The 23,435-nt window shown below is 63.5% G+C and carries 15 protein-coding genes; 9 read left to right on the plus strand and 6 right to left on the minus strand.

The genetic code is table 11. The features are described from left to right. The 4 genes from ASF72_RS09655 to ASF72_RS09670 all read left to right on the plus strand — a co-directional run bounded on the left by ASF72_RS09655 (window position 1) and on the right by ASF72_RS09670 (window position 5,262). A complete protein-coding gene (locus tag ASF72_RS09655) occupies window positions 1–1,212 on the plus strand; it encodes an ABC transporter ATP-binding protein (RefSeq protein WP_056598345.1) in 1,212 nt (403 codons plus the stop codon). An 82-nt stretch (window positions 1,213–1,294) separates the two neighbouring features. Then, a complete protein-coding gene (locus ASF72_RS09660; RefSeq protein ID WP_056598349.1) occupies window positions 1,295–1,606 on the plus strand; it encodes a putative quinol monooxygenase in 312 nt (103 codons plus the stop codon). A gap of 141 nt (window positions 1,607–1,747) precedes the next feature. Beyond that, window positions 1,748–2,305, plus strand: coding sequence for a hypothetical protein (locus ASF72_RS09665; protein ID WP_056598352.1), 558 nt, complete (start codon window positions 1,748–1,750; stop codon window positions 2,303–2,305). Further along, window positions 2,302–5,262, plus strand: coding sequence for an ATP-binding cassette domain-containing protein (locus tag ASF72_RS09670; RefSeq protein WP_056598354.1), 2,961 nt, complete (start codon window positions 2,302–2,304; stop codon window positions 5,260–5,262). Before ASF72_RS09665 ends, ASF72_RS09670 begins: the two co-directional genes overlap by 4 nt. Here the strand turns inward: ASF72_RS09670 and metH are convergent. After that, complete coding sequence (gene metH, locus ASF72_RS09675; RefSeq protein WP_056598358.1) at window positions 5,252–8,890, minus strand: methionine synthase; 3,639 nt, start codon at window positions 8,888–8,890, stop codon at window positions 5,252–5,254. The genes ASF72_RS09670 and metH overlap by 11 nt on opposite strands. Window positions 8,891–9,174: 284 nt before the next feature. Between metH and ASF72_RS20040 the strand changes: the two genes are divergently transcribed. The 3 genes from ASF72_RS20040 (at window position 9,175) to ASF72_RS09685 (ending at window position 11,518) form a co-directional block, all read left to right on the plus strand. Continuing rightward, on the plus strand, window positions 9,175–10,065 hold the full coding sequence (locus tag ASF72_RS20040; RefSeq protein ID WP_082484189.1) for an FRG domain-containing protein: 891 nt from the start codon (window positions 9,175–9,177) through the stop codon (window positions 10,063–10,065). Between the two features lie 536 nt (window positions 10,066–10,601). Then, entirely contained in the window at window positions 10,602–10,862 is a 261-nt protein-coding gene (locus ASF72_RS09680) for a hypothetical protein (RefSeq protein WP_157370954.1), read from the plus strand. A 158-nt stretch (window positions 10,863–11,020) separates the two neighbouring features. Beyond that, entirely contained in the window at window positions 11,021–11,518 is a 498-nt protein-coding gene (locus ASF72_RS09685; RefSeq protein WP_235504690.1) for a recombinase family protein, read from the plus strand. Window positions 11,519–11,575: 57 nt separating this feature from the next. Here the strand turns inward: ASF72_RS09685 and ASF72_RS09690 are convergent, their stop codons facing one another. From ASF72_RS09690 to ASF72_RS09710, 5 genes are all read right to left on the minus strand, one after another. Further along, entirely contained in the window at window positions 11,576–11,932 is a 357-nt protein-coding gene (locus ASF72_RS09690) for a hypothetical protein (RefSeq protein ID WP_056598362.1), read from the minus strand. Between the two features lie 147 nt (window positions 11,933–12,079). After that, window positions 12,080–13,633, minus strand: coding sequence for a family 43 glycosylhydrolase (locus ASF72_RS09695; RefSeq protein ID WP_082484191.1), 1,554 nt, complete (start codon window positions 13,631–13,633; stop codon window positions 12,080–12,082). Between the two features lie 299 nt (window positions 13,634–13,932). After that, window positions 13,933–14,775 carry a carbohydrate ABC transporter permease gene (locus tag ASF72_RS09700; RefSeq protein ID WP_056598364.1) on the minus strand — a complete coding sequence of 281 codons (843 nt, stop codon included), beginning with the start codon at window positions 14,773–14,775 and terminating at the stop codon, window positions 13,933–13,935. 1 nt (window position 14,776) lies between these two features. Continuing rightward, window positions 14,777–15,724, minus strand: coding sequence for a carbohydrate ABC transporter permease (locus ASF72_RS09705; protein ID WP_056598367.1), 948 nt, complete (start codon window positions 15,722–15,724; stop codon window positions 14,777–14,779). Window positions 15,725–15,797: 73 nt separating this feature from the next. After that, on the minus strand, window positions 15,798–17,096 hold the full coding sequence (locus tag ASF72_RS09710) for an ABC transporter substrate-binding protein (RefSeq protein WP_056598370.1): 1,299 nt from the start codon (window positions 17,094–17,096) through the stop codon (window positions 15,798–15,800). A 408-nt stretch (window positions 17,097–17,504) separates the two neighbouring features. On the opposite strand from ASF72_RS09710, the gene ASF72_RS09715 reads away from it, so the two are divergent. Together ASF72_RS09715 and ASF72_RS09720 are read left to right on the plus strand one after the other, a co-directional pair. Then, window positions 17,505–19,709 carry a cytochrome P450/oxidoreductase gene (locus ASF72_RS09715; protein ID WP_056598373.1) on the plus strand — a complete coding sequence of 735 codons (2,205 nt, stop codon included), beginning with the start codon at window positions 17,505–17,507 and terminating at the stop codon, window positions 19,707–19,709. A 290-nt stretch (window positions 19,710–19,999) separates the two neighbouring features. Beyond that, on the plus strand, window positions 20,000–23,368 hold the full coding sequence (locus tag ASF72_RS09720) for a glycosyl hydrolase (protein WP_056598375.1): 3,369 nt from the start codon (window positions 20,000–20,002) through the stop codon (window positions 23,366–23,368). The last annotated feature ends 67 nt before the right edge of the window (window positions 23,369–23,435 follow it).

Below are 23,435 nucleotides of genomic sequence, written 5' to 3' on the forward strand. Positions count from 1 at the left end.
ATGGCAAAGCTCTCATTACGCAACATCAGCAAACGGTTCGGGGACACCAAGGTGATCCACGACTTCAGCGCCGAGGTGGACAACGGCGAGTTCCTGGTCCTGCTAGGCGCTTCCGGATCCGGCAAGTCCACCCTGCTGCGCATCATTGCGGGCCTGACGGACGCCACCGCGGGGGACGTCATCTTCGATAACCTCAGGGTCAACCGGCAGAGCCCGCGCGAGCGGGACGTCGCCTTTGTTTTCCAGTCCTACGCCCTGTACCCGCACCTGACCGTCCGGGAGAACATCGCGTTCCCGCTGGCGCTGGACAAGTTCAAGGGCTGGCACCACATTCCGGGCATCAGCACCATTGCACGGCGGGTGTTTGGTTCCTCGAAGGACATCGCCAAGCAGGTGTCCGGGGTCTCCGCCATGCTGGAGCTTGACCAGTACGCGGACCGCAAGCCGGGCGGCCTTTCCGGCGGCCAGCGCCAGCGCGTGGCATTGGCCCGGGCCCTCATCCGCAACCCATCAATGTTCCTGCTGGATGAGCCGCTGTCCAACCTGGATGCAAAACTCCGGGCGGAACTGCGCGGCGAAATTGTCCGGCTGCACCGCCTGACCGGCAAGACGTTCGTTTATGTCACGCATGACCAGGTGGAAGCCATGACCATGGCCACACAGATCGTCATCCTGCACAACGGCGTGGTCCAGCAACACGCCACGCCGCAGGAGATCTACACCCGACCGGCCAACACATATGTGGCCAGGTTCATCGGCAGCCCGCCCATGAACCTGATGGCCGCTGCCGTGGTTGACGGCCAGCCTGTGGTTGGCGGACTGACGTTGGCGGCTCCGGACGGTCCCGGGGTTGGTCAACCCCGGCTTGGCGATGGGGGCGTTACCGTGGGCGTTCGCCCGGAACACCTCAGCGTCACCGTGGACGGAGGGAGGCAGGGCCTGCCCGGCACTGTCCGGCGGATCGAGGACCTCGGGGCGGACACCCTCATCGGGGTCCAGCCGGACCCCGCCCTGGACCTCAAGACGTGGGAACTAAACCGTGACGAACTCATCTGGATCCGCCAGGCCGGGCAATCCCGGCTGATGGCCGGCGACGCCTGCACCGTGGTCCCTGAGCCCGGGAAGGCCAGCTACTTCGACAGCACCACCGGCGAAAACCTCGCACCGGCCGGCCGGAACTCTGATGCCGGGGCAGTGCCGCTGGGCGCCTGACCCTGGCCCACGCCCCCATTGTCCCGTCCCCACCTGTCCCGTCCCCCACCGGATGAACCCACCCAGCAAAGGAAAAGCACCCATGACCATCGTTGTGACTGCGGCATTCACCCCCAACGAAGGCTTCTACCAGCAGGTGGTGGACGCCCTGGCGCCGGCCATCGCCGAAGTCCACCAGGAGCCCGGCTGCCTGCTCTACGCCATCCATGAATCACCCAACGGCCAGATCCTGATGATCGAGAAGTGGACCAGCGCGGCGCTGCTGGACGCCCACGGCGCCGGCGAACCCGTCCAGCGGCTTAACGCTGCGCTGGAGGGCCTGCTGGCAAAGCCGGTCGAGGTCACCCGCCTCGTACCCATTCCCGTCGGAACCGCCGCCCAGGGCGCGCTCTAAGCACACCTGGTACAAGGAAGCGGACGACTCCGGGTGCCCACCCGCCGTCGTCCGCTTCCGTTTGGCGCCGGGGACAAAAGTCCGGCGTCACACAAGGGAACGGCCTCCGGTTCCGGACCGGCTACGCCTAATCTTGGACTCGTGACCTTGACTACCCTTCGCACCGCCGCCGCGAGCTCGCTCGCCGCCGCAGGTCTCCTGTTCAGCCTCGCTGCCTGCTCCGCGCCGACCGCCACCCCGCCGTCGTCCTCCGCCCCCGCGGCCAGCGCCTCCGCGTCGGCGAGCGCCGACAACGCTTCCTGCACCGGGGTCACGGTAATTGTGGATTCGGGTGCCCTGAAGCAGGACGCCGCCACCACGTCCGTGTGCGTTCCCGCGGATGCGGCCACGGCCGCCGCCAAGGTGCTGGCGGAGGCAAAGGTCAAGACCGAGGGCACCGTCCAGTACCCCACCGAACTGGTGTGCCGGGTGAACGGCGTCCCCGCCGCGGATCTGGAGATCAAGCACAAGGAAGGCACGTACAAGGAAGAGTGCACGGGGATGCCCGCCGCGTTCGCTTACTGGGCCATCTGGGTCAAGCCCAGCGGCGGCGCCTGGGAGTACGCGCAGGAAGGCCTCGCCACCCTGCAGGTCAAGCCGGGCGAAAGCCTGGAGCTGCTGTACTCGGTTGACGGCGAACCGGCCACCCCCGCGGCATGAGTTTCCGGCCCGCGCCGTTGCGAGCAGCGGCGGTTCTTGCCGCCGTGTTCATCGCGGCGCGGGTCATCTACCGTGTCCTCTTCAACGGCGCGGGCCTGGGCGAACCGCTCCTGTTTGACCTCCCGGCGGTAAGGCTGCCAGCGCCGTTTGCGCACGTGGCGGTGTTCGGGCCGGTCAGCGGCCCGGGTTTGTGGGCTGCCGCGGTGTCGGCGTTCCCCATCGCCGCCGCCATCCTGGGCTTCGGCGTGCTCAATTCGCTGGTGGACATCTCCCTGGGCTTCGTCCGGCTGGCCCGGCGCGGGCCGCTGCAGGGCGTGGCCCGGACGCTGGTGGTGGCATGGGCCGCCCTGCCGGCACTGGCCGACGCCGTTTCCTCCGCCCGCCTGGCCTTCCGGCTCCGCGGCGAACGGTTTGGGCCGCGCGCCCTGGTGCCCATCCTGGAGCGCACCCTGGAACACGCCGGCAGGGTTGCCGCCGCGCTGGAACTCCGCGGTTTCGGCGCCACCCGCAGGCACACGCCCGACGGCGGTCCCCGCCCGGGTGCGCCGCTCACCATCCGCGATGCGCACTTCAGCATTGGTGACACCAGAATCGAGGTCACGGAATTTGTCCCGCGGCCCGGCGTGACTGTGGTTACCGGTGCCACGGGGGCCGGGAAGTCGACTGTGCTCAGGGGCATCGCCGGGCTCCTGTCCCATGTGGATGGCGGCAGCATCAGCGGTACAGTCCGGGTGGGCTGGGCTGACCGCGCCGCCGTGCCGCCCCGCGAAACGGCCCGGCAGGTTGGTGTGGTCCTGCAGAATCCGCGGGCGGCGTTTGCCACCAGCCGGGTGCGGGACGAGATCGGTCTGGCCCTGGAGCTGCGCGGCCTGGCCCCGGCGGCCGCCAAAGACCAGGTCCGGGAGGCAGCGGAACTGGTGGGTGTTACCGCCTTGCTGGACCGGAACCTCAGTACCCTTTCCGCAGGCGAAGCCACGTTGGTGGCCATCGCCGCCGCCGTGGTGGACGGCCCGGCCCTGCTCCTGGTAGACGAACCCCTGGCAGATCTCGATGCGGATGCCCGGGACCGTGTCATCGCTGTCCTGGCCAGCCTGGCCCGGGACGCTGGGATCTGCGTGATTGTGGCAGAGCACCGGGCCGCGGCACTCGCTGTTGTGGCGGACGCCTGGTGGACGGTGGCGGACGGCGCGCTGTTGCCCGGGACCCCGCCACCCGCCGCGGCAGCCGAGGCAGTCGCAGCCGAGCAAACCGCAACAACAGCCCACCCATCCAAGGCTCCGGCGCACTTCGCCGGGGAACCCGTCCTCGAAGCCAGCGGCCTGGCAGTCCACCGCAAGGGCGCCACGTTAGTTCGCGACGCCAACCTGGCGCTGCATCGCGGAACCATCACGGCGCTGGTGGGGCCCAACGGCGCCGGGAAATCGTCGCTGCTGGTGGCGCTGGCGCTCGGCGAAGGAACGGACCGGTCCACCGCGAAACCGCCGGTGCAAGGAGCCGCCTCGGGAGGACGGACCCGCGACGTCCGGGTGGCGCTGGTACCTGATGCCTCGGACGACCTTTTCACCCGGGACACGGTTGCCGGCGAACTCCGCGCCGCCGAGCGGAGGATCTCGAAAGCCAGGCGAACCGACGCTCCCCTGGCACCCGGCACCGCCGCCGCGCACCTGTCCCGCCTGCGCGGCGGGGCGCCCATGCCGGACGGCAACGAACACCCGCGGGATCTCTCCGCAGGTGAGCGGCGGATCCTGGCCATCGCCCTGCAGACCCTGGACCGGCCGGAGGTCCTGCTCATCGACGAGCCCACCCGCGGGTTGGACCCGGCCGCCCGCGCAGCGGTCGCCGCAGCGCTCCTGGCAGCAGCGGAGCAGGGGGCTGCCGTCTTGATCGCCACCCACGATCTTCCCTTCGCCCACAGCCTGGCTGCCCGGATCCTGCCGATGCGCGACGGCGTCGCGCCGGCACCGGCGTTAGCACCAGCGGTAGCACCCGACCCAACTCCGGCAGATGCTCCGGCCCCCGTCGCAGCATCGGCCCGGCCACGACGCACGGCGCAGGAGGTCCCGGCGGCAGCGTCACCGGCCGCGGTGTCCCCGGCGGCACAGGTATCCGCCGCGGCTGCAGCACCGCGGCGGCGCCGGGTCCGGCTCCCCCGCGCTGGCGAGCTGCTGGTCCTCGCTGCCGCGAACCTCCTGGCCCTCGCCGCATTCTGCTGGCCGCTGCTGGGGACCGCCCTCCCGAAGGATGCCGCGGCGGCGCTGCCGTTCGCGGCACTGGCCATCGCCCCGGTGGCCGCTGTCGCCGTCGTCCTGGCCCTGGACGGTTCCGTCCGTTCCGCCCATACGGTGGCGCTGCTGGGGGTCCTGGCCGCGGTGGGTACAGCCGTGCGGGTGGCGAGTACCGGCGTCGGCGGCGTTGAAGCGGTGTTTATCCTGCTGATCCTGGCCGGGCGGGCGTTTGGTGCGCGGTTCGGGCTGCTGCTGGGCGCCGCCACGATTGCCGTTTCGAGTGTGGTGACTGGCAGCCTGGGTCCGTGGACACCGTTCCAGGTGTTTGCGTGCGCGTGGGTGGGCGCCGGGGCCGGGCTGCTGCCCAAGGGCGTGCGCGGCAAGGCGGAACTGTGGATGCTGGCGGTGTACGGGGTGGTGGCGTCGTACCTGTTCGGGCTGCTGACCAACCTGTGGTTCTGGCCGTTTGCGGTGGGGTACGGCACCGGGATTTCCTACCAGCCGGGCGCGCCGCTGGGCACCAACCTGTCCAGCTTCCTGCTGTATTCGCTGCTGACCTCGACGGCGGGCTGGGACACCCTGCGTGCCGTCACCACCATCATGGGGATCGTGGTGGTGGGCCGGGCCGTGCTGGCCGCCTTCCGGCGGGTGAAGCCGGTCTCCAGCATGGGCGGGAACGGTGCAGTGACGCGTTCCACCCCGGCCAGGGACCGGCTGCAACTCACACCTTGAAGTACTTGGCCTCCGGGTGGTGGAACACAAACGCGTCGGTGGACTGCTCCGGGTGCAACATCAGCTCGTCGCTGAGGACCACACCCATCCGCTCGGGCTTGAGGAGCTCCACCACCTTGCGGCGGTCCTCCATGTCCGGACACGCCGGGTAGCCCAGCGAGAACCGGGCGCCGCGGTAGTCGAGTTTGAACAGGCCTGCCTTGTCCTTGGGTTCCTCGGCGGCGAACCCCAGCTCCTTGCGGATCCGGGAGTGCCAGAACTCCGCGAGCGATTCGGTCAACTGCATAACCAGCCCGTTGAGCTCGTAGTAGTCGCGGTAGGCGTTGGCGGCGAACATCTTGGAGGTGAACTCCTCGATCTTCGAGCCGGCGGTGACCAACTGCACCGGCAGCACGTCGATCTGGCCCGACTCGCGGGAGCGGACAAAGTCCGCCAGGCACAGGTGCCGGTCGCGGCGCTGGCGCGGGAAGGTGAACCGCAGGCGCTCGGTGCCGATCGGGCCGCCCGAGCCACCGTCCGGGGCGAGGAGCCCCGGCGTGCCGAGGACGCCGTCGCGGTCTTCCCCGTGATGCAGCACCACCACGTCCTCGCCTTCGGTGAACACGGGGAAGTAGCCGTAGGCCACGGAGGCGTCCAGCATGCCCTCGCCCAGGATGCGGTCCAGCCAGTAGCGCAGGCGCGGCCTGCCCTCGCGTTCCACCAGTTCCTCGTAGGAGGCGCCGTCCTCGCCGCGGCCGGGCTTGAGGCCCCACTGGCCCATGAAGGTGGCCCGCTCGTCCAGGAAGCTGGCGTAGTCATCCAGGGCCACGCCGCGCACAATGCGGGTGCCCCAGAACGGCGGCGCGGGAACAGCGTTGTCAGCTACGACGTCGGACCGGCCGGGCATGGCTTCGGGCTCGGTCACGGTGAACCTGGGGCCGCTGTTGTGGATGCGCTTCTTGAGCGGCGGGAGGCCGACGGCGGCCGGGTCGGCGCCGCGGGCCACCCGCACCAGCGGTTCCATCAACGCCAGGCCCTCGAAGGCGTCCTTGGCGTAGCGGACGGTGCCTTCGAACTGCTCGGCGAGGTCCTGCTCCACGTAGGCACGGGTCAGGGCGGCGCCGCCCAGGATGATGGGCCACTTCCTGGCCAGGCCGCGGGACTGGAGTTCGGCGAGGTTTTCCTTCATCACCACGGTGGATTTCACCAGCAGCCCGGACATGCCAATCACGTCCGCGTTGTGTTCCTCGGCGGCGGCCATGATCTCGGCGATGCCCTGCTTGATGCCGATGTTGATGACTTTGTAGCCGTTGTTAGTGAGGATGATGTCCACCAGATTCTTGCCGATGTCGTGCACGTCGCCGCGGACGGTGGCGATCACCATGGTGCCCTTGCCGGAGGAGTCCGACTTCTCCATGTGCGGCTCCAGGAGGGCCACGGCGTTTTTCATCACCTCGGCGGACTGCAGCACAAACGGCAGCTGCATCTCGCCGGCACCGAAGCGCTCACCCACCACTTTCATGCCTTCAAGGAGCTGGTCGTTGATGATGGCCAGCGGGGACATGCCTTCGCTGCGGGCCAGGTCCAGGTCCGCTTCCAGGCCCTTGCCTTCGCCGTCGACGATACGGCGCTGCAGGCGTTCGCCGGTGGGTAGCGCGGCGAGTTCGGCGGCGCGCTGGTCCTTCAGCGCCGCGGTGTCGACGCCGGCAAACAAGTCCAGCATGATGGCCAGCGGATCGTACGTGACGTTGCCGTCGTCGTCGTATTCGCGGCGGTCGTAGACCAGGTCCAGGGCGACTTTGCGCTGTTCCTCCGGGAGGGACGCGAGCGGGACGATCTTCGCGGCGTCGATGATGCCGCTGGTGAGGCCGGCCTGGACGGCTTCATGCAGGAACACGGAGTTCAGCACCATGCGCGCGGCCGGGTTGAGGCCGAAGGAGACATTGGAGACGCCGAGGGTGGTGTTGATGCCGGGGTATTTGGTGCTGATCTGGCGGATGGCCTCGATGGTTTCGATGCCGTCGCGGCGGGTTTCCTCCTGGCCGGTGGCCACAGGGAAGGTCAGCGCATCCACAATGATGTCCTCGACGCGCATGCTCCACTCGCCCACCAGGGAGTCCACCAGGCGGGAGGCGATGGCCACCTTGCCGTCGGTGGTGCGGGCCTGGCCCTGTTCGTCGATGGTCAGTGCAATCACTGCGGTGCCGTGTTCCTTGACCAGTGGCATGATGCGGGCGAAGCGGCTGTTGGGGCCGTCGCCGTCCTCGTAGTTGACGGAGTTGACCACCGGGCGGCCGCCGATGAGTTCGAGGCCGGCCTGCAGCACGGGAGGTTCAGTGGAGTCGATGACCAGCGGGAGGGTGGAGGCCGACGCGAAACGGGAGACGACCTCCTTGATGTCCGCGACGCCGTCGCGCCCCACGTAGTCGATGCAGACGTCCAGGAGGTGCGCGCCGACGCGGACCTGTTCGCGGGCGATGTCCACGCAGTCGTCCCAGCGCTCTTCGAGCATCGCCTGGCGGAACGCCTTGGAACCGTTGGCGTTGGTGCGCTCACCGATGGCCAGGTAGGCGGATTCCTGGTCGAAGTTCACGTGGTGGTAGAGGGAAGCAATGCCGGCTTCGCGCTCGGTGGGGGTCCGGGCGGGGCCCTTACTGGCTTTCGTCTCCTGCTTGCGGAAGGGCGCAAGGCGTTCGACGACGGCGGCCATGTGTTCCGGCGTCGTACCGCAGCAGCCGCCCACCAGGCCGAGGCCGAATTCGCGGACGAACTGTTCGTGCGCGGTGGCGAGTTCGGCGGGCGAAAGCGGGTAGTGCGCGCCGTTGGGGCCGAGGACGGGCAGGCCGGCGTTGGGCATGCAGGCGATGGCGACGGTGGACTGTTTGGAGAGGTGGCGGAGGTGCTCGCTCATCTCGTCCGGGCCGGTGGCGCAGTTCAGGCCGATGGCGTCGACACCGAGCGGTTCAAGGGCGGTGAGCGCGGCGCCGATCTCGGAGCCCATGAGCATGGTGCCGGTGGTCTCGACCGTCACTTCGACGAAGATGGGGAGGCGGATTCCCTTGGCGACGATGGCCTGTTTGCAGCCGTTGACGGCGGCTTTGGTCTGCAGGAGGTCCTGGCTGGTTTCGATGAGGAACGCGTCCGCGCCGCCGTCGATGAGGCCCTCTGCCTGAAGGGCGAAGGTCTGCTTGAGGTGTTCGTAGGCGGTGTGGCCCAGGCTGGGGAGCTTGGTGCCGGGGCCCATGGAGCCCAGGACCCAGCGCATCCGGCCGTCTGTTGCTTCCGCTGCCTCTGCGCGTTCGCGGGCGATCCTGGCGCCTTTGTTTGCCAGTTCCTCGATGCGGTCATCGATGCCGTAGTCGGAGAGGTTGGACCAGTTGGCGCCGAAGGTGTTGGTTTCCACGGCGTCGATGCCGGTGGCGAAGTAGGCGTCGTGGATGTCGGCGAGGACGTCCGGTCGGGTGTCGTTGAGGATCTCGTTGCAGCCTTCGAGGCCCTGGAAGTCATCCTCGAGTAAGAGGTCCCGGCCCTGCAGCATGGTGCCCATCGCGCCATCGGCGATGACAACCCGGTTGTTGACCGCGTCCAGGAGCGCTTGAGCGCGGACGGGACGGGCGACGGAGTCTATATCAAGCGCGAAGCGAGGCATCTCAACAGGTTACGTGTGCGTCTGACTCGTTGCGCTGTGTGTCTGAGTGCTACGGCGGGGGGCTGCAGGGGTTGCCCGGTTTGAAAAGCCCGTCTCCGGTGCACGACCTTGGTCAGCATGCCGATAACGAATATTATGTCAACTAGCAATGACTCTAAGTGCGGTTGGTGCACATCGCGAGGCTGCGGGAAAAACCTGCTGAACCTCCCCTAAATCAGTGCTGAACTGCGATTTTGCCCTGAATCAGGGGCCAGACGCGGCGACTAAGCACATAGGATGAATCAATGCTTACGTGGAAGTCCGCCTATGGGACACCGGAACAAATCGCCCGCGACATTGTGTCGACGGCAATGTGGCTTCACACGACGTTTCAGGAAGTCTGGTTATGGCGGGGACAAGCCAATGCCGCCTACGGATTGATCCCGGGAATGCACAGCCGTGTCTTGTCGTCTTCACATCCATCGACGGAAACAACTGCCTCAGAAGCGACCGCCCACCTATTGAGGACTGCTCGTGCAATTGGGCTTCACGAGTATAACGGAGCGAAGCTGCCCGACCTTGCCTTGCTCGCGCACCTGCAACATTATGGCGCCGCAACCCCGCTGTTGGATGTGTCCACTGATCCACTCATTGCGCTATGGATGGCCGCGTTCGCCGACCCGGAACGACCGGAGGACGGGGACGGGATGCCCGGTTCTCTTTTCGGAGTCTTAAAACCCCACGAAAAGAACTGGATCACGCCCCTGGATGCACGGAACTACGAGGGGCCGTCCGCAACTGTCAGTAGTTCCCTCGGCGACAAGGTCTGGTGGTATCAGGCACCTGATGTCACCGAACGCCTACGAATTCAACGCGGCTCATTTCTCTTGAGCCCTCTTGTAGATCCAGGCGTCGGCACAACAAGCATTCCCTTGGCCACTGAGCCAAAAACGGAACGAAACTGGATCGTTGAGCGTATCAAGAACCGAGGAAAGGCGGGCAAGCCTGCCAAGCGCACAACGGATGCTTTCAGGATCGAGATCCCTGCGTCCGCGAAAGCACCGCTGCGGAGCCTCCTCATACAACGCTCGGGGTTAACTGTGGCGACTGTATATCCGATTCCATGGCACCGCCCGTACATCGAGCAGTTTGCAAAAAGCTACGGACGCAACCGAGACCTGCATCTCGACATCTAGTTGATCCGCCGACCGCGTCGATGTAGTTCGCGCGATCCGGACGGAGCAGGAGACGACTAGTTCAAAGCTGAACGTCTGGCGACGTACTCCCCCGTTTTGCCCGCTGCACCCATCTCTTTCACGCCTGGGAGGAGTTATCTCATCTACTTTTATTCGTCCCACTAAAAAGCCGATAACCGACGTTATGTAAAGCTGGAGCTGAGAGGGGCTCCCCGATGGCTTCCGGCGACCCCTTAGACGACTCTTCACGATTGCGTCAACCGCAGCAAATCCGCGTGTTTCGGCCGTGGGCTCAACCCCGCACGTCCGGCCCGCAATTGGCGAAGCTCCAGTCAAATAGCGGTTGACCGGAGCTTTGGTCCATTATGTGCCGGTGAACCTGAGGATTCCCTGTGAGGCTGGGCAGAACCGGTGCTGACAGCGGAGTTATGTAAAGCTGACGCTGACAGGGGTTCACGAAGGCTCCCGGCAAAGCTGCCTAAGATGGCGAGTGTTTAGGATCGCCACGTTGAATCCACCCGCATGAGGGAGGCTAAGTGAGCGAATACGCTACGCCGAAAGTGTTTGTCCGCTATATCGGAGACGATGGTGAGGAATGGGATGCCGAATACTCTGAATTCGCTCCCGTTACCGGTCGGTTCGTCTTTCACGGAACGCAGGGCTACCGCGTCGCAGAAGTCTGGGACATCCAGGCAAAGCACGGCGCCGTGGAATACGGCCTGACCGCGTTCGTGGATGCCGTCGACGTCATGGAACACCGCCTAGGCCAGCACGCGCCGTCCTACTACCGCGGGTAGCCTGCGGGGTGCCTCATGTCGTCCCACAAGTGAGGCACCCTATCCGCTAGCCCTCCCAGCGTTACCCAAGCGAGGAAGTCCAGATCCCCTGCAACCTTGACATCGTACGCAGCCGGTCCTAGAACTCAACCTGACAGGTCGACTATAGGGAGGCTCAGGTGGCTGGACAACGAATCGGATACGTGCGGGTAAGCACCCTGGACCAGAACGAGAAGCGACAGCTCGAAGGACAGGTTCTTGACCGTGTCTTCACGGACAAGGCCTCCGGCAGGGACATAACAAGACCGCAGCTCACGGAACTCCTGCGGTTCGCTCGCGACGGAGACATCGTCGTCGTACACAGCATGGACCGGCTCGCCCGCAACCTCGATGACCTCCGTGCTCTGGTCCAAGACCTCACCCGCCGGGGCGTGCAGGTGGAGTTCGTCAAAGAGAGCCTGTTCTTCACAGGCGAGGACTCCCCCATGGCCAACCTCATGCTCTCCGTCATGGGTGCCTTCGCCGAATTCGAACGTTCCCTCATCAGGGAACGCCAAAGGGAAGGAATCGCCTTGGCCAAGCAGCGCGGAGCCTACAAAGGACGGAAAAAGACCCTCTCACCCGAAAGCGCGGCCGAACTGTCCATCACCGTGGGCAGGAAGCCTGAGTTTGCCTGAACCTGCCGCGACCGTTCCAGCTCGGCACTGCCACGGCGGAGGGGCATGATTGGCTGCCTATATCCATGTAGGTGCAACGGGGGTCACGGCGATTATGCTGCCGTTTTGGCTGGCGGTGACGCCCGCTGTCCCCCGTCCGGTGGCCCAGCAGGCCAGGTCCGCAAGGGATCCGGAAATATGCACTGGTGTACGTGCCTCCATGTCGCCGAAGGACAGTTCCGCGTGGTCATTGACCCTGCCGATCAGGTCCTTGTCCGTTCCACGCGAGGCCCATGCGCCGGTGATGTCTTGGAGCAACCGGGTGAGCACAGGGGCGGGGATGTCCTTGAAGGAGGCGCCATTGTCGAGGTCGATGGCGTGGACCCAGACTTCGCGCGCGGCGCGGTCGTTGTCGTCATGGGTATCGATTCTCACATACAGCTAGATGAGCAAGGTGGCCTGCGATTCGAGTGTGCAATCGCAGGTCAAGTTTTTTGCCATGTGCCGTGTAAGTTGTGGAACGCCTCAACTCTTATATCCCTATGCCAGTCCTGCCCGTGGCCTGCCCTTGCGGTGAGAACGTCAGTCATCTAGCGCGCGGTACTGGAAGTTGCGGAAGCGCGCCTGCCCCTTGCCCGTCGCGAACAGGGCCGGACGAAGGCTGAGGAGCTCATCGGCTGTGTTCGTGTTGTATCCGGTCACGTTGAAACGCAGACCATGTCTGGTCCAGTTAATTCCATCGGGACTGTAGTACTGAGTCACAATGTTTCCGTCGTTCACGATTCGAAGATGCAGGACATTCGTAGAAGGCGCGGGTTCGCGCCAATACGGAATTGGCCGGCCTGCCCTGTAGCTTGTCATGCGGTCACCGTCGTGCCCCATACCGCAGAACAAGCGGTCACTGTAGTAGAGCAGCAATCCGCCTTGTGCGCCGCCTAGTAGTTCTACCTCCACGCTGATCTCATAGCGCCGGTCGCCCACGATGCAGGTCAGGGGAGAGCTGTCCGAGGGGCTGGTTCCGCGAGCCTGAAGAACGAGCCCACCGTCCAGCGACGCACGGAGATCCTCGTCCTTTGACGGGGCGTGGAAGGACCACTGGATTCCAAAGCGATCCTCGGTGAAGTCGTCCGATAGGGGAATCCCGTGGGACCGCTCCCCCGTCGGTTCAGTAGGCGCAGGCAAAGGCCTTGAGAGGTCACCTCCGGCTGCCCGGGGCCACCCGTCATCGTCCCATTCGATGGGCTCCAGGAGCGTCTGCCGGCCCAGGGTCGTGAAGCTGTTTTCGTATCCGTGGTAGACGCTCCACCACTGTCCGTTTGGCCCTTCAAACAAGGTCGCGTGGCCCTTGCTCCACCACGGCTCGTTGGCGTCCCAGGTGCGGATGATCGGGTTAGCCGGGCAATCCTCCCACGGTCCATGAACTGATCGTGAGCGGGCGACGGTGACCATATGCCCTGTGGGGGGACCCGAAGTGCCGCCGACCGCCGTCGTGAGGTAAAACCAATCTGCTCGGTGGCTGAGCTTAGGTCCTTCGAGGGCATAGGCCTCGGTAACCCAGTCATCTGGGTAACGCCAACCGTCGTACACATGCTCCACAGGACCGTCTGTGGCAAGACCGTCGGCGCTCAGCCGTACACGGCTGACGCCACTCAGGAAAAGGTATCGGCGCCCATCTTCTCCCACCACGTGCCCGGGATCGATATGCCCGGATATCCCGAGGTTGATCGGTTCACTCCACGGGCCCTCCATGCTTTCAGCATGGATCACGTAGATTTGCGGCGGTGCCGACGGATCGGGCGAAGCTGCTGTTGCAATGATCGGGACGTAGATAAAGTACCGGCCATCGACTTTGCACATGTCGACTGCAAAGACGTTTCCAATGGGCTCCGGCAGAGCTGGACCAACTGGTTTCCAGTTGAGCAGGTCAAGCGAGTGCCAGATGACAAGCCCGGGTGTGGATTCGAAGGAGGAGAACGTCAGGTAGTAGTCGTCGCCGTCGCGAAGAATTGCCGGGTCGGGGTGGTCTCCGGCAAAGACGGGATTGATGTATGTCCCATTGCCGAGATCCGCTCTGCGCTGGCCCTCCAACCCGATTGCCGACCTGACGATGCTCGTGGCCTGTGCTTCTGTTCTCATACTGCAACCTTTCCTTTTGCCGTGATCTGTCGGCGGATTTCGTTCAATGTTTCGAATACACGAGAGGTTTCACCCGGTCACGGTTGAAAACAAGTGTCACCTCGTAGCCGAAGCGGTCTCCGGTGTTGGACAGCGGGACCTCGAGGCGAATTGTCGCTCCGTCGCGCACTGCGGCCAGCTGCAAATCTGCTGTTTCCACCCGGAGCGGACCATAGCTAAAGGTCGTATAGCTAAGACCGTGGCCGAACGTGAAGCGCGGTACCAACGGCAGGTCCCGGTATTTGGAGTCTTGAGTGGGGTTAGCTCTTGATACCGCCGGCGTATCCCTGCATGAGCTTCTTCTGAGCAAATACGTAGAAGGCAAGCACGGGAGCCATGGCGATGAGGACCACGGCGAAGCTCAAATTCCACTGCGAGACGAGGCTTCCGACGTAGTTGTAGACCACCACCGGAAGTGTCATGTACGGCGAGCCGTTCAGGAAGATCACTGCCGTGAAGAAGTCATTCCAGACGAGGAGCCCTGCCAGGATGGCCACCGTCCCTGTTGCTGGTGCCATCAGCGGGAAGATGACGCGCGAGAAAATCTGGAAACGGCTCGCCCCATCAATGGTGGCCGCCTCTTCGTAATCCCTGGGCAGCCGCCTGAAGAAGCCAGAATAAATGAACACCGCCAGGGGCATGGTCATGGCCGTGTAGATGATGATCATGCCCCACGGGTTGCCAATTAGGCCGAGGCTTCGTGCACCGATGTACAGGGGAAGGACCCCGAGTTGGGTGGGCAGGACGATGGCTATGAGGAAAATCCTGAAGACGTTGTTGGACAGTTTCCGGGTGCTTCGTGCGAAGACATAGGCTGCAGCCGATGACAGAGCGATGAGCACCAGCACGGTTCCGATGGTGATGAGAAGGCTGCTGGACAGGCCTTGGTAGACGTTGCCGGACTGGCTACCCGTTGGCGAGAGCAGTTGGATGAAATTGTCAAAGGTGGGAGCCGATGGCGGGGCAAAGGCGGAGCTGGTGAGCACCTCCTCCGTGGTTTTGAGTGAGGTGCTGATCAGGATCCAAAATGGAAGCAGCAATATGATGGCGGCAATTACCACCAGGATTTCCCTGGCGAGCGACCACTTCGTGTAGCGATGCATTTCAGTCTCCGTTGTTGGCGCGGTCGCGCACAATAAATTGCTGGATAAGTGCGAGGATCAGGATGAAAACGGTGAGGATAAGAGCTGCGGCCGCACCTAAACCGAATGCCCCGTAGACGAAGGTCTGGGAGTAGACCTGGGACGCGAGTGTCTGTGTAGCGTCCGCTGGGCCGCCTCCGGTCAGCGTGAGGACCTGGTCAAAGACGGACAACCCCTGAATCAGGGTGAGGACGGTCGCTATGGCCACCGACGGCTGGATGGTCGGCAAGACAATGCTTCGGAATATCTGCCACATACCGGCACCGTCCAGGGCTGCTGCTTCTTCCAGTTCCATGGGCACCGTGGCGAGACCGGCAAGATAAATGACCATGACGAATCCGATGCTTTGCCAGACCATTACGGCCAGGATGCACCAGAGCGCCAATGAGGGGTTTGCCAGCCAGTCCTGCTTCAGGTTTCCCAGTCCGACAGCTTCCAGGAACTGGTTGAGGGGTCCGTCGAAGGCAAAGATGAATTTCCAGACGAAGGAGACAGCTACGGAGCTGAGCACTACCGGCATGAAGATCAGTGCGCGCAGAACGAAACGTGTCTTGAGCGTCCTGTTCAGTGCCAGGGCGAAGAGGAGGCCAAGCATGTTTGTGAAGACCACGAACCCGGCCGCAAGAAACAGGGTGTTTCGAACGGAGCCCACAAGCGTCGGATCCTGAAGTACCTGGATGAAGTTGTCGAAGCCGACGAAGTTGAAGTCACCCAGTCCCGTCCAGTCAGTGAACGCGAAGAATGCTCCGAAGGCTGTTGCCATGTAGGTGACGACGAGCGTGAGGGCGACGGCCGGGAGTGCCCACCACCAGCGGCCGAAGCCAATCCCGGGAGGGCGCCGGGAGGGCGCCGGAGTGGGTTCTTTGTTGTCAGTCCCTGGCGGGATGATCCGGCCATTGGTAATAGTCACTGTCGTGGTTCCTTATATGTGGCTGAAGGGAAGGCGGTGCCGGCCAGTTTGGTAACCGGCCGGCACTCATTCGTTAGTTGCCCCAGGCGGAGTCCATGTCCTTCAGGACATCTTCGGCCGATTTCTGTCCCGTGATCATGGCAGTAACACCCTTGCCGAGGCTGTCGTAAACCTTGGCGGAGGGCCATTCGGTCTGTCCCAGCGGACGTACCTTGTCCTCCTTGTACAGATCTGCAATGGGTTCGTAGCTGGCGGGGAGCGGGTAATCACCAAGGTTGACCGGCAGCGTACCCTGGCCCTTCGCGACCATCTCGGCGCCTTCTTTTTCGCTGAAGTACTTCAAGAACTCCTTTACCAGCTTCGGGCTCTTAGTCTTTGCGTTGCCGGCGAGGGCAAGCTCAGCCGTGGTGCCAAGGTACGTCTCGGTAGCGTCAGGGCCAGGCATTGGAAGGACGACTGGGTTCACAGCGCCCTTAGACCCATCGGCGATGCTCTTGGCTGCTCCGCCGGGAGCAAAAAAGCCGAGGGCTTTACCCTGCCCGACCGACCCGATGATCACGTCGAAGCCCGCACCGGCAGCACCGTCCTGGAAGCACCCTGAATCGAACATCTCCTTCACACCCGTGAGGGCTTGCTGCCAACCTTTTTCCTCGGAAAAAGTGGTCTTGCCAGCGGCCCGGTCTTCATTCCAAGCGGGATTCGGACCATAAACCGTGGAGCTTGCCAGGGTCATCGCCAAAATCCCTGGGTTGGCCGGAACAGTGCCCGCAAGAGCGGTCAGGGAGACGCCCTTGTCGCGGGCAACCTTGCACTGCTCGAGGACATCATCAAACGTCGAGGTGTTGTCCAGCTGCACGCCCAGTTCCTTGGCCTTGGCCTGATTGAAGATCAGGCCGGCGGGCATCGAAGACAGTGGAACGGCGTAGAGCTTGTCCTCATACTGGAAGAGTTTTTCAATGCTGTCCGGCAGTGCTTCGCTGAACTCCTGATCGTTGAGTTCAAGGAGCAGTCCAGCTTTGGCGAAACCAGCCATGGCGCCTACCTGCCCCTGGCCGGAGAAAACACTGATGACGTCGGTGGCGGTGCCACCCTGCAGCTGGGTTGTAACTGTCTGGGGAAGAGTTTCCGCCGGCAGCTTGACCAGTTCGACCTTGACTCCGGGGTTGGCCTTCTCAAAGGCTGCTGCTGTGTCCTGAATGAACGTATCCGTGGGGTTGGCAGTGGAAAACGAAAATCGAATCGTTTGCGGCTCGGCGCCCGTTGGCTCGGTCGAACTTGAACCGCCGGCGCAACCGGTCAATACAACGGAAGCTGCAACAGCGGTGGCAGCGGCAGACAGCCACCCACGGCGGCTGATCGAAAACTGTGACACGGGGTACCTTTCAGACATCTTTGTCGAGGGGCGACCTCTCGGAAACGCTAAGCCCTCGTGGCTCCGGCGGAGGCCCTTGGCCATCCACCTCTTATGAATTCCAGTAGATCGAAGTTCCTCCGCGCCGTCCACGCGACTTTGCTTATGGCCTCCATTCACGGAAGTGATGGTGCTTACTGTCCCATTCCATACCAGGTATCAGCCCTTCTAATAGCGGGAGTGGGTAGTGACTCCTATCGTGGCCGTTATGCTTGTGCTATTCAGGCGGGGTGAGGGCACATGGCATACAGGCCATGGTGAATAATCCCCCCCGATGCCCACGGGCATCGGGCAAGCAGACGAAAACGCACACTGTTTCGTCCCGCCTGCGCGCCTTCTGGCGGGACTCTCAATTATGTTGGAGATCCAATGACTGTTACCCGGCCCATCGACAGTGGCTGTCCCTTCCTCAACCCGCAGAAGCTCTTCGAAGACCTGGCTGAAGCGCGGACGACCCAAGGACTACCCCATTCGGAAACCTTCGAAAGCCGGGTAGTCACGCGGTACGACGACATCGTCCAAGCGCTCCACGACCCCGAAACCTTCTCCTCCCAGCCCACTGTAGGGACTGTCCCCTCCCCCTGGCGTGAGCAATTCGAGGGCCGGGTACCCAGCAGGGGAACGCTGCTGGGGCTGGACAACCCGGACCACGACCGCCTGCGGTCAAGCGTCAACAGCTTCTTTATGCCCCGGAAGCTGGCCAGGTACGAGGGCTGGATCCGCGAACAGGCTCACCTCATGGTCGATGGTTTCGCTGAGGACGGCCGGACGGAGTTGAAGCTGTCCTTCGCCCTGCCGTTGCCGCTGAAGGTCATCGCACACGTTGTGGGCCTTGACTCCGAACGGTCCGAATGGATAGGCGCAGCCCTTGGCTTCTTTATGGGCCCCCGGGACATCTACCACTCGGGAACGCCCGACGAGAAAGCGAAGCTTCTGCTCGACCTGCACGACTACATCCTGGAGGTCATGGACGAGCGCAAGCACAACCGCCGGGACGACCTGATCAGCCACATATGGAATGAGCGGGAGTCGGGAGCCGTTGAGATGACGGACTTCGAAATGTTGTCAATGTTCCCGGGGCTGATGCTGGCAGGCCACGAAACATCGTCGAACCTGATCTGCATGGGCCTCTCACACCTCCTGGCTGACCAACACCGTTACTCGTCCGCGCAGAAGGATGACACTTCGCGAGCTGAAGCCCTTGAGGAACTGTTCCGCTACGAGTCAGCCATCACTGGTATGAAGAGGTTGGTGACAAAGGACGTTACCCTCGGTGGAACACAGCTGAAGGCCGGCGAAACAGTCTTTCTTGCATACGCCGCCGGATCCCGTGACACAACAAAGTTCAGCCAAGCGGACAAGATCAACTTCGACCGCGACTGGGCTGTGCCACACCTGGGATTTGGCCAGGGCATTCACGCGTGCCTGGGGGCACCGCTCGCACGCCTCCTCCTCCGCATCGAACTGGAAGTCCTGCACGAGCGGCTTCCGGATCTTCGTCTCGGTGTCCCATACGATGAGCTGGAGTACACAGTCGTCTCGGAAGGCCGGGGCATGGTTGCCCTGCCGCTCGAATGGACGCCGGTACCTGTCGCCGAAAGGACCAGCGCCGCCGTCATCGACCCTCTTCCTACTGCCGCCCTTCCCGTAACTGTCAGCTCCCGCCGCCTTGTGGCCGAAAACGTAGTGGAGCTGACGCTGGAGACGAGCGGTCCTGACACTGTGCGCTGGGAACCAGGGGCACACCTTGACCTTGAACTCCCGGACGGCTCTTTGAGGCAGTACTCGCTGTGCGGTCAAACGGGAACCTCTGAACTGCGGATAGCTGTCTTGAAGGAAGACAGCGGCCGAGGTGGGTCCAAGCTCATCCATGACCAGGTCAAGGTCGGAGACCGGCTGAGCATCCGGGGACCCCGGAATCACTTCCGGCTGAAGCCAGCCCAGTTCCTGCTGTTCGTCGCCGGCGGCATTGGCATCACTCCCCTACTTCCCATGATCGAAGAAGCTGAGCGCCGTGGCACACCCTGGCGCCTGCTCTTTCTTGGCCGCGACAGGAAACGCATGCCCTACCTGGAAGACCTGCTGCAGAGCCACCCGGCAAACGTCTACGTCTGGCCAAGCAGCGAACGCGGCCGATACAACCTTGATGACATCTGGTCAAGGATCCCCGCCGAAGATGCCTTCGTGTATGCATGTGGCCCGAACGAACTTCTGGCAGGTTTGGAGGAATCCGCTAGCAGGCACGATGCAGATTTCCGGCTGGTGGTAGAGCGCTTCGCTGCCCAGAAGGTGGAGCACCTGCCGAACCGTCCCATTGAGGTGCAGATGTCCCGAACCGGGAAGACGGTCATGGTAGGGGTGGACGAGAACGTCCTGGACGTCCTCAACCGGGAGGGTGCCAGCATCCTGTCGACTTGCCGTGAAGGTACCTGCGGGACCTGCGAAGTGCGGGTGCTGGAGGGAGTGCCCGAGCACCGTGACTCAGTTCTCAGCCTTGAAGAGCGACTCGCAAACCAGACGATGATGACCTGTGTGTCACGGTGCCGGAGCCGGCGCTTGGTGCTGGACGCGTAAGCAACCACGCAAGCCTCCACACTCCGTGGCCAGAAGGCCGCCCCGGTCCCACTCCTGACCAATGCCCTTTGCGCCCTCCAACTGCGGGCGCAAAGGGCATCCGGAGATGATCGGCTTTTGTCCCCACGTTGTCGCTGCAGGGAGTTCTTCGATGAAGCCTGCGGAGACAGCGGAAATAGTTTTCCCCTATGCCCACCATCCTTACTCCGCATGGTCGTTTTGCGCCCAAAGTGCCAGCCAGAGTCCTAGGGTGAGACCAAATACAGCTGCCCCTGCCTAAAGGATCTCTGATGCCAGACCTGCCCCATGCCCGCGACGGAGAATCGAGCAAGGACCCCCTGCTGTTCCGAGAGTTCGTTGATCCACCCGCAAGTGCACGTCCCAGGGCTTGGTGGCACTGGATGGACGGAAACGTTGATGAGGCTGGAATCGTCAAGGACCTGGAGTGGTTTGCCGCATCCGGAGTCGCCGGTGTGCAGGCGTTCAACGGCTCAATGGGAACACCTGAATATGTAGCCGAAAAAATCACCTTCCGTTCCCCCGCCTGGCAGTCAGCAATGAGGTGTGCCACGGACACTGCCGACCGGCTGGGCTTGGAGCTGTCGATCGCCACCTCGGCCGGGTGGAGTGCCACCGGAGGCCCATGGGTCCGCCCCGCAGCAGGAATGAAAAAGCTCGTCTGGAGCACGACAAAGGTCAGCGCCGCCGATCGGGCACCCTTGGCGCTACCTGTCCCGCCGTCGGTATCCGGGCCATTCCAGGACGTCCCGTTCAAGGCCGTCCGTGGGTCGGAAATGAAGATACCCGACCACTATGAGGAGGTGGCCGTTGTGGCGCTTCCTCACCGTGAGTGCCATCATCCGGTCCTCCCTGCAAGGCTTACCGCCAGTGGCCCATCCTCGGGCGAACGCACTTTGGATACGCTGGCCGACGGTCGATTCTGGCCCGCCGCCGAGCTGCCTGCCGCCGATACTGCCGATCGTGACGGGCGCGGCACAGCTTGGGTTCTGTTGGACTATGACGAGCCCGTCGCGATTGCTTCCATCCGAGCCGGCCTGCCCGCCCTGCACGGCTTCGGCTCCTCGCCCGCTCCCTTGGCCTGGCTTGAAGCCAGCGACGACGGTACTACCTTCAGGACGATCGTCGAGCTTCCCTCGTCCCCTTCCCCCGTCCGCTCGGCGGCTTTTCCCGCCGTGACGGCTCGCTATTTCCGGCTTCGTCTTCAGGACCGTGCCGGATTCGGCTTTCCATTCGCGCCGGGTGTCAAACCTCTGAGGTTTCCGGCCCCGGAGGGGCAAAACCCTCTCTTCAAACTGTCCGGACTACAACTCTTCCCGGGTCCCCAGGTCAACCGGGCAGAAGAGAAGGCCGGCTTTGCACCTGTCCCGGACTTCTATGCCATCGAGGGTGGCCCCTCGGAGGAGCTGGCCGCAGTCCAGCCTGAGGACATCATTGATCTGAGTGACCGGCTTCAGCCGGACGGGACTCTGGACTGGGAGCCGCAGCAAGGTGACTGGACAGTCATTCGCTTCGGGTACTCCCTCACCGGACACCTGAACGGGCCGGCTCCCGCGGACGCCACAGGCCTGGAAGTAGACAAGCTCGACGCCGGACTGGTCGCCGAATATATCGAGCAGTACCTTGGCTTTTTTGACGATGCCCTGGGCCAGGAACTCGTCGGCTCCAAGGGGGTGACGGCCCTGCTCAGTGACAGCATTGAGTCCGGGCCGCAGAACTGGACAACTGCGATGCGGGAGGAGTTCGCCAGCCGGCGCGGCTACGATCTTCTCCCATGGCTGCCCGTGGTCAGTGGCGTTTTAGTGGGCGGCGCCCAACGCAGCGACGCGTTCCTGTGGGATTTCCGGCGCACCATCGCAGAGCTTCTGGCGGAGAAGCATTACGGGACCATCGCCCGAATCGCACGCGCACGGGGAATGGGCTATTACGCCGAGGCGTTGGAGGACCACCGCCCACAGCTGGGCGACGACCTCGAGATGCGCTCCCACGCCGCCGTCCCCATGGGAGCGATGTGGTGCTACGAACCGGACAACGGGCCCCAACCAACGTACGTTGCGGATCTGCGCGGCGCCTCCTCCGTAGCCAACATCTATGGAAAAGCAGCTGTGGGAGCTGAATCCATGAGCGCGTTCGGCAAGCCATATATGTTCACCCCCAGAAACCTCAAGCCCGTCGTGGACATGGAATTCGCCCTGGGCGTCAACCTCCTGAACATTCATACCTCTCCCCATCAGCCGGACGCAGCCCCCAAACCAGGTGTGACCCTCTCGCCCTACCTGGGCCAGGCCTTCACCCGAAACGAGACCTGGGCCCACGCTGCCCGGCCATGGATGGACTACATCGCACGCTGCAGCCACCTGCTTCAGCAAGGAACGCACGCCGCGGACATCGCATACTTCTACGGCGAAGAAGCCCCGGTGACCGGTGTGTTCGGTGATTCAGCCCCCGAGGTCCCTGAAGGATACGGGTTCGATTTCGTCAATCTTGATGGCTTGTTGAACCACATCTCAATTACGCCAGCCGGTCATCTGCTTAGTACCGGTGGGGTAACCTACCGACTCCTTTACTTGGGCGGTTCCAGCCACCGGATGACGCTGGCCGCAGTCCAGCGCATCACCGAAATGCTCGACGCCGGGGCAACTGTGGCCGGATGGCGGCCGGAGAGCTCACCGAGCGAAGGGGACGACATGGACGCTTGGACCGCCGCCGTCGATGCCCTTTGGAACCGGCAACGGCCACGCCTTCTGGACTTGGAAGGAGTGCCGGCATCTGGCGGGCTTACGGTCGCCATGGCCAGGATGAAGGCCCGTCCCGACTGGGTCCTGGACGCTGCCGATGGCTCAAACTTTGCGGTGATCCATCGCCGCCTTGACGAAGGCGATCTGTACTTCATCAGTAACCAGCTCGACCGGCCGGAGAAGGTCCGCGCAACATTTCGTGTCAAAACCACGACGGCAGAGCTATGGGATCCAGTGAGTGCCAGCCGCGAATATGCTTCGATCATCACCGGGGAAACCGAGGAAACGGCCCTCGGCATAGAACTTGATGCCTTTGGTTCCCTATTTGTCCTGCTCGGACACGAGCACTCCCATCAGACTCCGGGCCCTGAACAGCCGGAAGTTCCTGAGCTGCCGGAGATTTCCGTGCATGGGCAGGAGCTGGACGGACCCTGGTATGTGGAGTTCGACGGCGATTCCCAGTCCCCTTCGCCACTCACCTTGACTGCGGCAGAACCCTGGAGCGGCCCCCTCCCTTCGGACTACCCAACGGATGTAAAACACTTCTCCGGAACAGCCACGTACAGCCACACTTTCCAGCTCGACCAGCTTGGGAACGGGTCCACGGACCGGCTGGTCCTGGAAATTCGCGACGTTCACGACCTTGCGGAAGTCCGCCTCAACGGGCGGGACCTGGGCGTGCTCTGGACGCCACCCTTCAGCGTGGACGTCACCGGTGCTGCTAGAAACGGCGAGAACCTGCTGGAGATAGCGGTCACCAACTCCTGGGCCAACAGGCTCATTGGAGACGCCGCGGCTGCTGGTGTGGCGGCACGCCCGGGCGCCCACGTTTTCGAACCTGAGGCCGACACGCTGCCGGCTGGCCTGCAGGGCCCGGTGCGGCTGATGGCCTACCGGAAGTAGTTGTTCCTGATGGAACACCTTGGGGAGCCGGACAGAAGCTTGGCTCCCCAAGGAGTTTCGGGATGTC

Source organism: Arthrobacter sp. Leaf141 (assembly GCF_001424565.1).
Lineage (GTDB): Bacteria > Actinomycetota > Actinomycetes > Actinomycetales > Micrococcaceae > Arthrobacter.

Coding starts and splice junctions, on each gene's coding strand:
- ASF72_RS09655 (WP_056598345.1), top strand. CDS start 1: ATGGCAAAGCTCTCATTACGCAACATCAGCAAACGGTTCGGGGACACC.
- ASF72_RS09660 (WP_056598349.1), top strand. CDS start 1,295: ATGACCATCGTTGTGACTGCGGCATTCACCCCCAACGAAGGCTTCTAC.
- ASF72_RS09670 (WP_056598354.1), top strand. CDS start 2,302: ATGAGTTTCCGGCCCGCGCCGTTGCGAGCAGCGGCGGTTCTTGCCGCC.
- metH (WP_056598358.1), bottom strand. CDS start 8,890: ATGCCTCGCTTCGCGCTTGATATAGACTCCGTCGCCCGTCCCGTCCGC.
- ASF72_RS20040 (WP_082484189.1), top strand. CDS start 9,175: ATGCTTACGTGGAAGTCCGCCTATGGGACACCGGAACAAATCGCCCGC.
- ASF72_RS09695 (WP_082484191.1), bottom strand. CDS start 13,633: ATGAGAACAGAAGCACAGGCCACGAGCATCGTCAGGTCGGCAATCGGG.
- ASF72_RS09700 (WP_056598364.1), bottom strand. CDS start 14,775: ATGCATCGCTACACGAAGTGGTCGCTCGCCAGGGAAATCCTGGTGGTA.
- ASF72_RS09715 (WP_056598373.1), top strand. CDS start 17,505: ATGACTGTTACCCGGCCCATCGACAGTGGCTGTCCCTTCCTCAACCCG.
- ASF72_RS09720 (WP_056598375.1), top strand. CDS start 20,000: ATGCCAGACCTGCCCCATGCCCGCGACGGAGAATCGAGCAAGGACCCC.